This window comes from Terrihalobacillus insolitus (assembly GCF_028416575.1).
GTDB lineage: Bacteria > Bacillota > Bacilli > Bacillales > Amphibacillaceae > Terrihalobacillus > Terrihalobacillus insolitus.
In genome coordinates this window covers 37,560-55,164 of the sequence record NZ_JAMQKB010000005.1, presented here as the reverse complement: position 1 = coordinate 55,164, position 17,605 = coordinate 37,560, and the positions used below count along the sequence as shown (strand labels likewise).

11 protein-coding genes and 1 pseudogene are annotated in these 17,605 nt (G+C 36.2%); 10 read left to right on the top strand and 2 right to left on the bottom strand.

What is annotated here, in order from left to right; all coding sequences use genetic code 11:
• Window positions 1-18 precede the first annotated feature (18 nt).
• The 3 genes from NC797_RS07080 to NC797_RS07070 all read left to right on the top strand — a co-directional run bounded on the left by NC797_RS07080 (window position 19) and on the right by NC797_RS07070 (window position 6,213).
• The gene (locus NC797_RS07080) at window positions 19-3,402 is read left to right on the top strand and encodes a hypothetical protein (protein WP_272436074.1); all 3,384 of its coding nucleotides are present in this window, start codon (window positions 19-21) and stop codon (window positions 3,400-3,402) included.
• Between the two features lies 1 nt (window position 3,403).
• Window positions 3,404-5,500, top strand: a complete 2,097-nt coding sequence (locus tag NC797_RS07075) for a peptidoglycan DD-metalloendopeptidase family protein (protein WP_272436073.1) — start codon at window positions 3,404-3,406, stop codon at window positions 5,498-5,500.
• Between the two features lie 74 nt (window positions 5,501-5,574).
• Entirely contained in the window at window positions 5,575-6,213 is a 639-nt protein-coding gene (locus tag NC797_RS07070) for a hypothetical protein (RefSeq protein WP_272436072.1), read from the top strand.
• A 6-nt stretch (window positions 6,214-6,219) separates the two neighbouring features.
• On the opposite strand, the gene NC797_RS07065 is transcribed toward NC797_RS07070, so the two are convergent.
• Window positions 6,220-6,966, bottom strand: a complete 747-nt coding sequence (locus NC797_RS07065) for a hypothetical protein (protein ID WP_272436071.1) — start codon at window positions 6,964-6,966, stop codon at window positions 6,220-6,222.
• A 17-nt stretch (window positions 6,967-6,983) separates the two neighbouring features.
• A complete protein-coding gene (locus tag NC797_RS07060) occupies window positions 6,984-8,081 on the bottom strand; it encodes a type II secretion system F family protein (RefSeq protein ID WP_272436070.1) in 1,098 nt (365 codons plus the stop codon).
• A 231-nt stretch (window positions 8,082-8,312) separates the two neighbouring features.
• On the opposite strand from NC797_RS07060, the gene NC797_RS07055 reads away from it, so the two are divergent.
• From NC797_RS07055 to NC797_RS07025, 7 genes and pseudogenes are all read left to right on the top strand, one after another.
• Window positions 8,313-8,648: a hypothetical protein gene (locus NC797_RS07055; protein ID WP_272436069.1), complete on the top strand. Its 336-nt coding sequence runs from the start codon at window positions 8,313-8,315 to the stop codon at window positions 8,646-8,648.
• 99 nt (window positions 8,649-8,747) lie between these two features.
• A pseudogene (locus tag NC797_RS07050) lies at window positions 8,748-9,309 on the top strand (restriction endonuclease subunit S domain-containing protein).
• A gap of 22 nt (window positions 9,310-9,331) precedes the next feature.
• Complete coding sequence (locus NC797_RS07045; RefSeq protein ID WP_272436068.1) at window positions 9,332-10,924, top strand: type I restriction-modification system subunit M; 1,593 nt, start codon at window positions 9,332-9,334, stop codon at window positions 10,922-10,924.
• Window positions 10,914-12,170, top strand: a complete 1,257-nt coding sequence (locus NC797_RS07040; protein WP_272436067.1) for a restriction endonuclease subunit S — start codon at window positions 10,914-10,916, stop codon at window positions 12,168-12,170. Before NC797_RS07045 ends, NC797_RS07040 begins: the two co-directional genes overlap by 11 nt.
• Window positions 12,171-12,193: 23 nt before the next feature.
• Entirely contained in the window at window positions 12,194-15,352 is a 3,159-nt protein-coding gene (locus tag NC797_RS07035) for a type I restriction endonuclease subunit R (protein ID WP_272436066.1), read from the top strand.
• 1,408 nt (window positions 15,353-16,760) lie between these two features.
• Window positions 16,761-17,102, top strand: coding sequence for a hypothetical protein (locus tag NC797_RS07030; RefSeq protein WP_272436065.1), 342 nt, complete (start codon window positions 16,761-16,763; stop codon window positions 17,100-17,102).
• Window positions 17,103-17,253: 151 nt separating this feature from the next.
• Window positions 17,254-17,550, top strand: a complete 297-nt coding sequence (locus tag NC797_RS07025; RefSeq protein ID WP_272436064.1) for a hypothetical protein — start codon at window positions 17,254-17,256, stop codon at window positions 17,548-17,550.
• The last annotated feature ends 55 nt before the right edge of the window (window positions 17,551-17,605 follow it).

The following is a 17,605-nucleotide window of genomic DNA, read 5'->3' as shown; positions in this document are numbered from 1 at the left end:
GCAAGGAGGTGAATGACATTGTTCGGAAATATAGCTGATAAGTTATCAGAGATTTTCCAGGGGTTAATGGGTACCTTCTATGGATGGCTCGTTAAACCTTTTATGGAATTACGCACCTTTAAGGGACTTATCTTCGGTAAGGAAGAAGACAGTGAGCTTGCCTACGGAATTTTTACCCTGGATGAATTACAAAACATTTACCAACCTGGAATGAACATTTTTGTTGCCTTAGCAGTTACAGGGATGTTAGTTGGTATTGTAATGGCTGGTATGAAGATAAGCTCTACAGGGATTAATCCTTCTAATAGAACCTATGTATTTGAGTTCTTAAAGGATCTAGCAATAGTGGCTATAGTTTTCTTTAACTTATCCACTTTGTACACCTTAATATTCGGGTTAAATTACACCATTATAAATGCCTTCGGAGCTTCTTACGAAACAGATCTTATTGAATTAAAAGAAAGTGTTGATGGTGGAGACGATATTCTAGGAGATATCATTATAGGACTCTGTTTATTAGGATTATCTGTGTGGGCTAATTTCTATTACATGATGAGAAAACTCACATTAATCATCTTTATGATAATGGGTCCTTTGATGGTTGCTCTATATCTTATACCACAAACTAAAGGGCTCACAATGGGATGGCTAAAAGAGTTTATCGGAACAGTATTTATCCAATCCATTCATGCCGCGTTGTATTGGATTGTTGCACTTATGGCCACTTCTACAAGTGGTTTGGAATCTATCATTTTGTATGTAATCTTCATTCCAACATCAGAAGCATTACGCTCTCTTTTTGGACTAGGTGGTCAAACCCATAATGCACTTAGTAAATCAGGCGCTATGTTCGGTATGTCTGCCTTAGCGGGTATGTACGGAAGCATAAAAGGAGCAAAGGGAGACAAATCAGTTGCAGGTGCTTTAAGAGGTGCATATACAGGAACCAAGGACCGTTTAAGTGGAAAGAAAGGCGAAAATGCTGAAGGTGTGAAATCTACTGTAGGTGGTAATACAGGAACAGATTCTGGTACTACCACTAAAGCCGAAAAAATGCTAAAAGCAGGGCAAATCACAAGTAAAATGGGTAAAGCTACTTTCGGAATGGCGGGAGCTATTGCAGGTGCCCCAATGGGTCCAATGGGAAGTATGGCCGGATCTACAGCTGGTTTTGTTGCTGGTGGTGTTGCCGGGGGACTCGCCGGACGGGCGGGTGTTGCTGGAGGTGCTCTTGCATTAGGTGGTGCAAAACGATTAGGAAAAGGTATAAAGTCTGGGTATCAAAGCGGAAAAGACTCACTCAATGCCGATAAACTAGCAGATAAAAAGGTTGCCAGTCAAATGGCAGATAGTGAGACTTCCAAATGGGCAAGCGAAAATAAAGATAGCTTTATGAAAGATATGAAGAAGAAATTCCCTGACGCTCACGATAGTTCGCTTAATGGGATGTGGAACAAAGAAGTAGACAAAAAACGAAATGAAAACCTTGAAAAAGCACGTGAGTCCGTCGGACAAGTAAGAAATAATGACGGTAAATATGCAAATGCCCAAGCCCTTGCTAATAAAACAGCAGATACATTAACTAATAACTGGGCGAATGATAATAGAGAAAAATTTATGGAAGACTTTGATAAACGTAATCCTCTTAAAAGTGATATGACAGAAGGCGAGGTCCTTACTCGTAATCAGAAAAAAGGACAAGAATGGGATAATGCGGTTGCTGGTAAAAGAAAACAGTACACTCAAATATCAAATGACACTGCTTCAAAAATGAGCAATGGACTAGATACGGATAAATCGTATATCAATAAAGGCGATTTCGCTAATGCAGTGGGTGAAAAAACATTCAATGCAGAGAAGAACGATTTTAAATCAAATTACCTTGCTTCTAACCCAAATGCAACCGATGAAGAGATACAAGTAGAATTTGAAAAGCAAAACGGCGGTCAACGAGTATTCATGCAAAATGCCCGAAGAGCGGGTGAAAAGATTAAGTCCGGACAGCTTTATAGTGGTAATGATGTTAATACGGATTATCTTGCTTCCCAATTAGCTACTGTAAAAACCAATCAAGCTAAAGGGGCATTTTTAAAAGCACAAGAAAGTAAAGGTGTAGATCCACAGGTAGCATCACATCAATGGGATGCTAAGGAAACCAATGAATATAAATCTAACTTAAAGACAGTTGCTAATCAGATACCCAAGCAAATTCCACTTGATAAAGGCGTTTACTCCAACAAGGTAGCACAAGGAGCAGCTGCAATAGGCTCTGGTGTACTCAGTACCGTTTCTACGACAGTTGGTGCCAAGGAAATTGGTGCCTTTGGAAAAGATACCAAGGTAGGAAAAATTGCAACCGCGGGAGCTATCGGATATTCTACTGGCTTTAAAAAGTCGCTTGAAAATGGGCAAACTTTAAACCCTACAATCAGTAATGCAATCAACCCAGTTGCTAGTGGAATATCATGGGCAACAAAGGAAATGAAAACAGCTATTACAACACCGCATGTAGCTCAAAATGTAGAAGGTAAACAAGCTAACTTTAGGGATTCTATATCTTATGTTTCAGGAGTTGTAGGCGGTACAAGAGGTTATCAAGTTGGGAGCAGAATGGGCATGAAAATAAACCCATATAACAATGCTGTTAACCAAAAAGTAGCTGAAGTTTCTGACATAGAACATCTTGCACAGCAAGTAGATGATGGAAAAGGAAATAAGGAAATCGCACGAGGGGCAGTGCAACTCGTTACAACAGGAAATCAATCTTATGTACAAGTAAGAGACAAAACCGGTCAAACACAAGTTGTTTCACGATACGGTACAGGAGATAGTTCCCTTAAAAAAGGCGGAGTTGTATATCAAGACCTTAGCGTGAAAAATGGTTCTCTTATACAAGATTCCGCTCCTTACAAAATTGATAGTACAGGAGGAAAAATCGAGACGGGACAACCAATTAATGTTAATCCTAGTCAACTTCTTGCTAATCGTAATACTCCTAAAAATCCAAGGGTATTACAAGAGGTACAAGCTATGAACCAACAGGTTGATGGTGGGCAGTTCACTTCGGATCAAGTAATCAAAAGCACTAAAAACATACGCATGGTTATCACAAAGGATAGGAGTTACATGGTTGGACAAGACCAGACGGGGAAAGAATATCGCGTTTCTCCATATGGAACAGGAGATGCTCGATTGGAAGATAATCAAGTTAGACAGGTAAAGTATTCAGTTAGAAATAGAAAATTACATCAGGAAAATGTTTTAGACCAAAACCAACAACCGGTAGATTATCATACTTCCGTTGAACCAAAGGACTTAATTCCACCTCAAACAAATAAGCGGCTATCGAGAAGGGAAGAGTTTGAAGGGATGCGACATAAAAGCTTAGGAGGTACCTTATAAAATGGGTATTCCTCAACCTAATAACGAGAATCCAAACAAAAAGTCCGAAGTCAGGAAGATAGCCGAACACAAAATTAAACAACAAGCTCAGAAAAAAGGAAAAAAGCTGGCTAAAAAGGCACTCAAAAAGGGGGCCAAGCTAGCTTTAAAAGCGGCAGTCAAATTTGGCGCAATGCTTATAAAGCTATTGGTTGCTTTAGTGAGTGCAATTGGACTGCCTACTATTTTAATAGCTGCTGGTGTGGTTGTATTAGTTATTATCATATCTCTAGTCGTGTCCTTCATGTTTGGCTCTGGAGAAGGGTTAGAAGGGGACGATCAAGAATTATATAATTATATTGTTGAACAAGCAGATAGTACAGTAAATATGTCTGACCCCGTCCAAGTACGCTACAGAGTTCCGGAAGAATTGATTGCTTCAGTAATTCAGCTAGAAGCTATGACAAAAGAAGACGAAAAGAAAGTAATTGAAAATATGGCCGATTCCCTGGCTCCTGAGTTTACTTATAACGATTATAACGAATGGAAGGAAACCAAAACTCAAGTATGTACGGATGGGGAATGCAAACCTTGGAGTGATATTGAGAGGGAAGATAACTGGGTTAGTAAACTAAAAGATGTGAACTTCTGGAATGGATACACGGTATTTAATTATACACCTTATACTACTGAATGGGAGACAAACGTTACTATTCAAACAAAAGAAAAAGAATACGTAGAATACGAGAAAGTATCTCGAAAAGTAACCAGGGAGATCCCTTACACAGAATATGAATATGTACCTTATACAGAAAAAAAGACCATTACAAAGAAGTATGTAATACCAGTACCCCCGTATTTTGTATTTGTGGACACTGAGATAGAAGTAGAAAAGTGTTGCAAGAAAAGAGAGGTTACTAAATATAGAACAGAAACTGATATTATAGTTGACACTGTTCCTGTGGAAAAAACTAAAGAGATTGAAATTAAGACGATCACCAAAACTAGGTATCAGCGATTTAATACTGACAGTAATACGACAGAAGATTATTCTACATTTGATCAGATTTTAAATTCTTATGAGTTAGGTATGAATGATAAAAGGTTAATTGAAGCTAACTACATGTTTTCAAATGGAGAAATCGGGTATACAGACTGGCTAAAAGGTAATGGTGGTTTCGGTTATGTTGGTGGCGGGTTTAATGGCACAATCATTCCTGGAGCAGGTATTCCCGCTCAATTTATGCCATATTACCGTGCTGCTGAGAAAAAATATGGTGTTGATTGGTTTACTCTTGCTGCTGTCCACTTTGTAGAAACAGGTTTCAGCACACACCCAACTATGGTATCAAGTGTTGGAGCAATCGGACATCTTCAATTTATGCCGGCGACTTGGGCTGGATGGAAATATAACATTGGAGGAGGTCTTGTAAGTTCATCAACCGATATTACCAATTTAGATGTAATTAGAAGAGGCGGTGGTTATGGGGTAGATGGAGATGGGGATGGCAAGGCAGATCCTTGGAACGTAGTTGACAGTATATTTACTGCTGCTAATTATTTGGCTAAAAGCGGATATGCAACGGATCAAAGAAAAGCCATATACAATTATAATCGAGCTTCCTGGTATGTAGATAAAGTCATGGCCAATGCTCAAAAATATAGGACACAAGCAGTTTATCAACCGGCCGAAGGAGATATACCACCAATTACAAATGGTGCTTTTATGAGGCCAACGACTGGAAATATAACTTCTGGTTATGGTCCTAGATGGGGTTCCTTCCACCAAGGTGTTGATATTGGATCAGGCGGAAGGTCTAATGTACCTATTGTCGCGGCAGCTGATGGTGTAGTAGTTAAATCCTATAGATCAGGCTCCTATGGTGAAGCAGTAATTATAAGACACGTAATCGACGGGAAACAGTTTGAAACGTTATATGCCCATATGAAAAATCGAGCAGTTAGAACTGGACAACAAGTAACCAAGGGACAATTTTTAGGATATATGGGGGAAACAGGAAATGTTACTGGAGTACATTTACACTTTGAACTCCATTCTCCAGCTTGGAACTTCAGTAAGAGTGGAAGCTTAAACCCTATTGACTATGTACCGTTTTAAATTGTTAACTAGATTTAGTTCTTACAAAGTATAATAGGGCTTGATCCAATTCATAGAGGGAGGGAGGACAATACATGAAAGAAAAACAGAAAATAATCGTTTCAATAACCCTTTTATCCGCATTTGTTTATTTTTTAGTTTGGTTACAAATAAATAAAAATGACACCGAGATTTTGAACATAGATAATGCACAAAAAGATATTATAAATGACATCACGAAAGTACAAGCACTTGAACAAGAGGTGTATAAATGGGTAAATATGGAGGAAATGGATGCTGGTATATTAGAAGCACAGGATAATGAGTTACTTCAAAGATATCGAGAAAAACAAGGGGTTGTTGAATTTCTATTTGCTTCTATCTTAATGGATAATCCGGATCTCTTTATCCAATCTTTTGAACCAGAAGTAATTTCCAAAGACTTATTTAAAATAGACACCTTTAATAAATCGGAAGTCGCAGAAATGTTTATAAGTAAAATATCACGGAATGGAAAGTTAGAACAGGTAGGCTATGAAAACAGTAAAGGAATACTTGGAGCTAAATCCGATAAAGCTGAGGTAAGATTGAGGTATTCAGACGGTATAGAAGTTACCCTTTCACTTACTTTTGAAAAAAGCGGTTCAATTCACCAGGACGGAGGGGAAATTTATTCAATTTCCACTTCTGTATGGGAAATAATAGACAGTATAAATAAAGCATCTGGTAAGTAATTATTCTTACTGGATGCTTTTTAAAACTTCTACTTTAGCTTTCTTCCACTTACCAAACACCCTTAAATAAGCAGCTGTCGTTGGTAACGAATGCTCTTTTGCATATTCATTCCACGCATTCATACTGGCGGGAGCAAAAACCTCGTAATGTCTTTTAGCTACACTGATAAGTTTATCTCTTGAATACTTAAATGTTCTGTTTACATTAGAAAACCCCAAGATTTCTTCCCAAGAAAAGTGTTTTCGCAATGTCTTATAGGTCGGTAACCCTTTTTCTTTTGCGTATTCATCCCATTGGGCTCTATTTTGAAGGTTTTTCCCATGTTCCCTTAGTACAGATTCAATATCTTTCTTAGTATAATTAGGTAATCGTACAGGCTCTGTGTGTGCCAACCCTAATAGGTCTTTAACTTTATTCCAACTTCCAAACTCTTTTATGTAAGTGGCTTGTGAGGGTAAACCATTTTTTTTTGCATATTCATTCCAATTCCTTTTACTTGTGAAATGTTCGGTATGTTCTTTCGCTATGTCGAGAAGGTGCTCATGACTTATTTGATTACGAATGTTTTTCTTCACACCTAATTTATCTTTAAGATTATTCCAAGAGCCAAATTGATAAATAAGTGTTACGGAAGGGGGGAGAGCATGTTCTTTAGCATAGCTATCCCAACTCCTTACTGTAGTAATAAACCTCTTGTGAGGCTCTAATTCACTCAAGAGTCCATCTTTACTAACTTCTTTATTTTCACTCATTTAAATAAATCATCCCTTTAGATTGATTCTTTATAATTATTTCCTTCCCAAATATACCGAACGATATCTTCATTTGCTACATTATAGTCCTTTAGTTTACGAACCGCACCGTCAAATTCTTCTTTTGAAATATCCTCTTTTTTTAATTCATTCATTAATCTATCTTTACTATTAAAATAATGCGATTGAACCATATAAACATAAAGGGAATAAGGTTTAGCTGTAGCAAAACCCTTCAACGCAACAATAAGGTCCTCTGAATGTTTTGGATCAATAATAAACTCATAATCGGAAAGAGAGGTCGGCAGCACATCCATTTCTTTTGGATTCCAGTCAGTTCGTATGAATCTACACACAAGAGAAATTGGTTCTCTTTCCAACTGTCCAATCGGTTTATCCGTCAAATGATTATACTTTTTCACTCTAACTTTTTCTGCAAGTATATATCCGCTGTACATTGATGTTTTTATATCTAATGGACGAGGGAAAAGCATGTATATTTCTCGGTCGTAAGTAACTCCTATAAGAAAGAAGTGATCTCCTTCTGTTGGCAACCTATTAAGACGCTGATAAGCTTCTTTATGGTCTAAGATGTTACTTTTGCCTTCTTCGCAACCTTCATACTTCATAATTTCTATAACATCCCTGTTCTTTTCCAACCGTTTTACTTCGGCGTAGCCATGTGGATCTTCTTTTTTCCACTTCTTATCTTTCATATGCAGATACAATCTACCTAGCCCTATAACGATAAGTACAGGAGAAAAGATGAGATATAGAGAAATCTTTAAAATTTTATGAGCAGTCTTATTTTGTGAAATGGCAAAAATAGCAGCATAAACCGCTAATAAAACTGCTCCGACTATTATTAATATAAGATACAAAGCTAGGAATGCGATTAAAATACGGTATGCTGTCATAGCTGGGGCGTCTTCATAAATTAATCCCATCCTATCTAACAGCGAAACGATTCCCAACATTTCAAAGACAGGTTGGATTAAATCCCAAAACGCAACAACTAAAAATGCAATAACGATTCCCATAAGTCCCCATAATCCCGTCTGTTTACCACGATGATATTGTAGAGCAGAGTCAGCCAAGTGTAGCAATGTATTCATACGGTTCACCGCCAATCAGTTAAATTATAATAATATTATAACACAATATACCACTAATTACACTGATAATTATATAGAATTAAATTTACTCTTTTTGTCTCCTATTCAATCAAATAATGAATAATACGATAGCACTTATTAGCGAAAATTATCATTTCAAAAGATAAAACACTACACTTAAGTGTTATAATTCCCTTATGCTTTCTCGCCAACTTGTATAAAAGGAAAGTGGTGATTGATTTGCTTACTTATAAAGAAATAGAAAACATCAAAGACTTTGTGGAAAGACACGATTCCTTCAAGCTAACGGATATATGTGAATTTTTGATAAAAAATGGGTCAAGTAAAGATACATATTCATCTGGAAAATTAAAGTTATATCCGTTGGTTGGAGTTTATATAAAAGAACACGTTCCTGGATCATTATTGGAAATGGAACACATCGAGAATAACGTGCAATATTCTAAGCTGGAGGAAATATCTATAGATGACGAAGAGGGAAAAGAGGGAGGTTTAAAAGATAATAGAGAACTTAAACAATGCCGCGGTCAACTTAGTTTATTCTAAAGGCATAGTTGGCTGGCATTAATTATAGTAATTGGCAAATAGTTACGTATATTAATAGTTTAGTTCGGTGATATATTAAGAGGAAGAGGAGGGTGTGATATGAAACTTGAGGACATCGTAACAGTTAAAGTAGGAAGAAATCTTTCCAGGGGAAATGAGATACATAATCAATCTTTAAATGCTTATACATACGAGGATTTAACGAATGATCTGGATGGCTTATTCCTCGATTCAAAAGCCAGTATTTCTAATGGAAATACCAGTGACAAAGACATCCATTTGAGTAGAATCGGGGAAGTTGTTTTCAGCTTTGTTAGTTCCAAAGCTGCGATAGTGAATGGTGTAAACGAAGAAGAAAAAATTATAAATCAAAACTTTTCTAAACTTATTATAGAACACAAACAATTGGATCATAGCTATCTCTGTTATGCGTTGAATGAATCACACTCTATGAAGAAGCAAATGGCGATTTCGATGCAAGGAAGCACTGTACGAAAATTAACGCCAGCCATTCCTAAATCTTTGGAAATGAAGTATGGAGAAACAACAAACGATAGGAAAAGCTTATCTGAATTTAAAGAAACGCCAAGCTTTAACAAAGAAACAAGCAGAGCTTGAAGAGCAACTATATTTAGAAGTATTGAAGAAATTAGACCAATAATAGGAAAAGCGAGGAACACAACATGTCTGAATTAAATTCAAAGTTATTTAGTGCTGCAGATAGCTTACGCAGTAAAATGGATGCATCCGAATACAAAGATTACTTACTGGGATTAATTTTCTACAAGTACTTATCGGATAAGTTATTAGTGAAAGTTGTTGAAATTGCAGATGAATCACCAGAAAAATACAACACTCAAGAAAAACAAACCCAATTATATCGGGATTTATTAGCTGATGAAGAAGTAAAAGATGACTTGATTGAAACATTAGTCGATACGTTAGGACATCATATGGAACCGGATTATTTATTTAATGTATTGGCTGAGCAAGCAAAACAAAATACGTTTCAATTGAATGATTTAAATAAAGCTTTTATTGATTTGTCCACGAAATACGATCAATTTAGTGGATTATTTGATGATGTAGACTTGACTTCCAAAAAACTCGGTTCAGACGATCAACAACGAAACATTACCATTTCCGATGTCTTGAAGAAATTAAGTGAGGTTGATGTCATGGGACATGACGGTGATGTCATCGGGGATGCTTATGAATTCTTGATTGGTGAATTTGCTTCAGAGGCTGGAAAGAAAGCTGGAGAATTTTATACACCTTCTAAAGTATCGGACATGATGGCTCAGATTGTCGCAATAGGGCAAGAGGATAGAAAATTGTTTAGTGTCTATGATCCAACGATGGGATCAGGTTCTTTGATGCTAAATGTACGAAACTATATTAATCATCCAGAAAGTGTAAAGTATCACGGACAGGAACTAAATACAACAACGTATAATTTAGCGAAGATGAACTTAATTTTGCATGGCGTACGAAAGGAAGATATGCGCCTACGTAATGGGGATACATTGAACAAAGATTGGCCAACAGACGAGCCTTATACTTTTGATTCCGTCTTGATGAATCCACCCTACTCAGCAAAATGGTCATCAGATAAAACGTTTTTAGATGATTCTCGTTTCAATCGTTACGGGAAGTTAGCCCCAAAATCAAAAGCAGATTTTGCCTTTCTTTTACACGGTTACTATCATTTGAAAGATTCAGGAACAATGGCAATCGTCTTACCACATGGTGTATTGTTCCGCGGGGCTGCAGAAGGTGTAATTCGTAAGAAATTACTGGAAGATGGAAGTATTGATGCGATCATAGGGATGCCAGCTAACTTGTTCTTCGGGACATCCATTCCAACAACAGTTATCATTTTAAAGAAGAACCGCAACAACCGTGATGTATTATTTATTGATGCAAGTAAAGAATTTGAAAAAGGAAAAAACCAAAATAAACTTACGAAAGAAAATATCGATAAGATTGTCGAAACGTATAAAAAACGAGAAGGCGTGGAGAAATATGCTCACTTAGCTTCTTTTAAGGAAATCAAAGAGAATGATTACAATTTGAATATTCCTCGTTACGTTGATACGTTTGAAGAGGAAGAACCCGTGGATATGGCTGTGCTTGGTTCATCCATTCAAGACATTCGAAAAGAAAAAGCGGAACTAGAATCTAGCTTGTATGAAACAATTTCTTCGCTACAATTTGATAAAGAAAACGAAGAATGGATTAAGGGTGCATTAGAGGTGTTTAATCGTGGAAAATAAACAGGCACCAGAAATTCGCATTCCGGGATTTACCATAGAATGGGAACAGCGAAAGTTAGGAAATCACGCAGAAATATTGACAGGCGGAACACCAAAGACTCAAATAAAAGAATATTGGGAGCCCAAAGAAATTCCTTGGATGTCATCTGGTGAGATTAATAAAAAACGTCTTTCATCAACGGATAACATGATTTCCAAACTAGGATTCGAAAAGTCAAGTGCTCGTTGGGTAAGAGGAAAATCTGTATTAATTGCGTTAGCAGGGCAAGGTAAAACTCGGGGAACAGTAGCTGTTAATGAGATTCCATTAACAACAAATCAATCCATAGCAGCGATAGTTCCAGAAAGCGAACTATACTACGAGTTTATTTTTCAGAATCTAGAAAAACGGTATGAGGAGTTACGTTTGATTTCATCCGGTGATGGGACTCGTGGGGGGCTTAATAAACAACTAGTTTCTGATGTGGAAATAATGTCACCATCTGTTAAGGAACAAACCAAAATAGGAAACTTTTTCAAACAACTCGACGACATGATTGCTCTTCATCAGCAAGAACTAGACACTCTCAAACAAACAAAACAGGGATTCTTACAAAAAATGTTTCCAAAAGAAGGAGAGTCCGTACCTGAGATTCGTTTTCCAGGGTTTACTGGAGAGTGGGAAGGGCTAAAGTTGGATTCAATAGTGGATAGATTGAAGTCATATTCTTTATCTCGAGATGTAGAGACGAGTGAATATACAGGATACAAGTATATACATTATGGTGACATTCATACGAAAGTTGCGGATGTAATAGATGAATCAAGTAATCTGCCGAATATAAAAGCAGGAAATTATGAACTTCTTGAAAAGGGAGATTTAGTATTAGCTGATGCTTCGGAAGATTATCAAGGAATAGCAACCCCTGCTGTTATTACAATAGATATGCCATACAAGCTGGTTTCTGGACTCCATACAATAGCTTTGAGACCAAAACCAAAACAAGCAGATTCTTTGTTTCTTTACTATTTGTTTTATTCACCAATTTTTAGGAGGTTTGGTTATAGGACAGGTACGGGGATGAAGGTATTTGGAATTAGTGTTACGAACCTTCTAACATTTGAAGGTGCATTCCCTTCCTTAGAAGAGCAAACCAAAATTGGGAATTTATTTAAACAACTTGATGAGACTATCACTCTTCATCAACGTGAATTAGATACCCTGAAAGAAACGAAAAAAGCATTTCTACAAAAGATGTTTGTCTAGGAATAAGAAGAGAGGGAAGAAATATGACTAAGATACCACATAATGATGAAGATGAAGTGGAACGTCGCCTGATTGAAGTGTTAGGGGAAGGACACAATCAGTGGAATTATCGCCCTGATTTAAAATCTGAAGATGACCTATGGAATAACTTGCGTAAAAAAATCACACAAAATAACTTATCTGAAATCGGGGAGCATCCCATTACGGATAAAGAATTCGATACGATAAAAACAGAACTGTTATTAAAAACAAAAACCCCTTTTGATGCTGCAAGATGGCTCAAAGGGGAGAATGGAATTGCTCGTATTACGATTGAACGGGAAAATACTTCTTTAGGTCCGATATCATTAGTATTGTATTCCAATCAAGACATTGGTGGTGGAATCTCTACATATGAAGTCGTTCACCAAATTGCTAAACAAAAAATTAATGTGGATGACCGTGATCGTCGTTTTGATGTAACTCTCTTAATCAATGGTCTACCAATTGTTCAAATAGAATTAAAACAGGCTAGTGCCAAAGACGGTGTGTTCCAAGCGTTTAATCAGGTTAAGAAGTATGCAGGGGAAGGCATGTTTAGAGGGAATATCTTTTCCACGCTACAATTATTTGTTGTTTCCAATGAACAAACAACGCGTTATTTTGCAAATGCGATGCCAAAAGATATGCATAAGAAATTTCTATTTAGTTGGCGAACGACGGACAATCAAAGAGTAGAAAATCTCTATGAATTTGTGAAACAAGTTTTAAATATTCCAGATGCACATCGATTAATTGCTCATTACACGATTGTTAGTGAGGACCATGACAACAAGACTCTAATGGTTTTACACCCTTACCAAGTTCATGCAATAGAAGCTTTATTTAAATCTGCGATGAAACATAAATCAGGATTTGTTTGGCATGCGACTGGCTCAGGAAAAACATTAACAAGTTTTGTTTCTACAAAGTTATTAGCTCGTAAACCAGGTGTAGACCGTACCATTATGCTGATTGACCGTAAAGACTTGGATAACCAAACGACTTCTGAATTCACTAAATTCGCTTCTGAATTTAATACTGGCATTTCTTCTGGTAATACGAATTCTAACAGCTTAATTGTCGGAACTGGCAGCGCAAAAGAACTAAGTAGTACATTACTATCTGACGCTAATTCAAATACAATAATTATCACTACTCGTCAAAAGCTAGAATCAGCTTTACGTCATGCACAAAAGGTAGAAGAGAAAAAAGGTACGCAACGCTTTAAGAAACTACTAGGGCAACACATCGTCTTTATCGTGGATGAATGTCATCGCGCATTAAGTGCAGAAGGAATGGAAAGTATGAAAGAATTCTTTCCAAATTCCACCTGGTTCGGCTTAACAGGTACACCAATTTTTAATGTCAATAAAAAGCAGGCGAAAGGTCAATTAGCATGCACGACTCGTGATCAATATGGAGAAGTCCTACATACCTATACGATTAAAAACGCATTAGAAGATGGTGCTGTTTTAGGGTTTCAATTAGAACATGAAGATACGATTGAACCAACATCACTAAATAATTATATTTTTGACCAACTTCGTCAAAATGCAAAATATGCTGATTATACTAATGATGAAATAAATGATTTGATTGATCAAATGGATGGCATAGAAAAGGAAACATATATTGAACCCTCTTCTTTTGAAAGGGATGAACATATTCAAAAGGTCATTCATAAGATTTTCAGACCAGATAACGCTTATACGAAATTTGATTTCCAAAATGGGCGCCCGCAAAAATCCGCCATATTAACAACAAGTTCGATTGATATGGCGAAACGTTATTATCATGCAATCAAAAAAATGACTAAAAATCCAGAGTGGTTAACGAAAGAATTTCCTGAAAACCCAATACGAAAAGGACGTACGATTGAAGACTCGGACTTTCCTCGGATTGCCATTACCTATTCGTTACAAGAAAACGAAGAGAATACGACACAAAACCAAGATGAAATGAAAGAAATCATTCAGGACTATAATGATTATTACGATACAGCATGGTCCATAGAAGGTATGGAGCGATATAATGGCGATATTAATAATCGTTTGGCTCGTAAGAAAGCAGAATTTAAAGAGTTTGGAAAACAAATTGACCTTGTCATTGTTGTAGATCGTTTATTAACTGGTTTTGATGCACCAACCGTTCAAACGTTATTTGTCGATCGAAATTTAAGTTACGCCAATTTGATTCAAGCGTTTTCTCGAACCAATCGAACGTACCCAGAAAAAACAAAGGGATTAATAGTAACCTTTCGAAAACCGTATACGATGGAACAAAATGTACAAAAAGCGACGAAGTTATATTCTAAGGAACAAGAGGAGTCTACACTTGTTTATCCAACGTATGGTGAGTCAAAGAAACGCTTTAAAAAGGCTCATAAAACATTAAAATCTGTTGTCCAAAATCCAAACGATATTAATGAACACTCACCTATGGATACTCGGATTGAATTTGTAAAGGCATTTCAAGAGCTAAATAATTCCTACGAAGCGTTAGTAACGTATAATGACTATAACGATGATATGGAACAATCAAAAGCCCTTCAAAATCAAGTCATGACGATAGAAGAATATATAGGGGTATATAACACAATAAAAGGTTCGCTAGTCGAGGAACAGGACACCGATGGACCAGGAGCAGATTTCTCTGATATTGAATTCTACGGAGAAAATGCGACTAAGATTTATGATATTGACTCAACCTACATTGATAAGTTATTAGAAACATACTCAGCCAATAATAAGAATATCCGAGACGATATTGAAAAAGCTCTTCAAAAACTAGAGAAAGCAGAAATTGTTAAAAATGTATACCGTGCGATTTTAAATGCTATTGATGCCGAAGAAGTAGATACAGATGAAGATATTTTTATAGTAAAACGGGGATTTTTTACTGAAGCACGCAATAAATCGATTGAAGAATTTGCAAATACGTGGTTTGTGGAAGAAAATGAACTGCATTTATCTGCAATCCAATACTTAATAGGAATTGACCCTATTCCGAATATTGGCGGCATCATCAACAGTAAGCAATTTGACAAGTATAAATCCGTACATCCAGATGCAAAACCGTTGAAATATGGACCAGAAATGAAGCGTCAATGGAGAAAAACATTAGATGAAGTCATTGTGCCTTTGAATGACGAGTTGAGATAAACCGCTTTGGAATAAATAAACAAAATCTATATAGTTATAGGCCAAGTGCAATGCTGTAGTTGGCCTATACTGTATCCGAAAAAAGATAAGGCAGAAATTGAAACAACAAACGAAAACATCTTTTCGTATGTTGTTCAACATTCGTTCGATGCGATCATAAATAACTTTATCTTTTCCAGTTGCCCCGGCATGCTATCTTTTCTTTCCACCTATGAACTTTACTTGTTGTTTTACAATTTCTCAACCATCCATGAAAGTAGTGTTAACACTACTTGGAAACTAATTGCCCCACTCCCCCCAAGCTCTTTATATTTCCTTGTATCAAGGATTGGCATGTTTAAGACAGCAATATCAATCTCTTCTTTAATAAGCTCTTCCTATTCTTCTTTTATTTCCTTTTTGTTGGAAATATTGATGAGGAAAACACTATACATTCCCTGTTTGAGTTATCGAAGTTATTTATGGATCAACATGAAACTCTGCAAGAAATTGAAAAAGAGAAATTAGATAACATAGTGGTTAGAAGAAGAATTGATATCAAGTATAAAAGTAGATGTACCAAACACCGCCTATGGAAAAACAAGTCTTATTACGATTAGGAGTAATGCCCGGAACAGAAGATAGAGTATTGTGTAAAGAGACACGCTTCTTAAATGAAGGTGATGTAGAAAGTGGTTCCTCGCAAATATTTCTTATCAATCCAAAAGAGGTGTTACCATTATTAGAAATGAAAAAAAACATTTTATGTAATATGTTTAGAAAAGGTTTTAAATCTAGTTTATAATTGTTATAATTTTAGTAACAAATTAAATCCTAAGTTTTGTATGGAAGTGGAAAACTTAGGTGCATCATTAGAGGTTGAGAGATGGAGAAAAAGGGTGTTGTAAAAGGACCAGAAAGTCTAAACTCCTTGAAGATTGGACAGGAAAGTATAAACTGTTTTTGAAGCTTCTCAATTAAGATATGATTTTAATTTGATTTGATAATAGTCAGAGGAAAACAGTTTAGAGATTCTTGTATAAGTAGTTTAGAGTTTTATGGCCTTGTACAGGTATCTTAACAATGGGAGATACTCTTTTATATTAGCTTTATAAAATTCGCGTTAAATACGAGTTTAGCGAACACTCCGCAACGGGAACGCAGGTTTGTTATAATTACAACCATCACAAATATACTTTAAAGCATAAATCAAATTCCATAAGTAATAGATAAGAATACCATCTTCACAGGGAATATAAAATCGACTATTTTAGTAGATTAGAACCGGATTATAAATTTTGGTATTGGGATGCTTTTAACAATTCAGAGAAGCCGCCTCTTCCCTCTAAACGTATGAGTTAAAGTTAACGGATAGGCAACTCAAAAGTACATATACAAATAGGTAAAAAAAGAAAGGAGCTACTAAGGTATGCTTGATCAAACAACTATTACGCATATTAGTAACATGAATAGAGATGAATTGCTTGAATTAGCCGAAAGAACATTTGACGCCCTTCGAAATATTAATGAAAAAGGGTTTAGGAAAGGTCAAAAAGTTTTAATTAAAGGAAAGTATGCTAAACATCCGAATTTTGTTTGGCCTACTAAGGCTAACGGTTATGAGGATTTTGTTGGCAAAATAGCTTATGTAGATGATGTCACAATTATTAATGAAGTTGATTCAGTACCACATATGAGGCTGAGAAAATCCCCTACTCCAAAAGCCAGATACATAGATGTACATGTTGATGATATTGTGCCCATAGAATGATTTATTTATTACATAACAATAACAGATAGAAGAAAAACCGGAATAGGATGTAGCTAGCTTGTATGAAAATTATGCAAAAATAATAAGAATTGATAACTATGAGTTTTGAATCCAGATCCTAAAGGATTGGATTAATGAAAGGACGATTACTATGGAACTCTATTGGCAATTTGCAGGCAATGACCCAGTAGCTAAACAAGGGAATTATGTATTTCGGTTACATGAGCAATTTGTTAAAACAGGTAAACAGGAATATGAAGAACAAATCTTTATTTTACAAATACGGAAACACGGACAGACAACTTTCAAAGACTTGGGTTATTACTTCTACGCTGGAAACCCTGAGTTTCAGCATAGAAAAAGTGTGGATGGTCAACCATGGGATGATATTGACAAGATAATAACTAGAACGGAAGAAATACTTAAAGTATTAGATTTTATAGATTGACACACAACATTAGTTAAACGGAACCATATGTTCGTTAAAATTGCATTTCATGCGA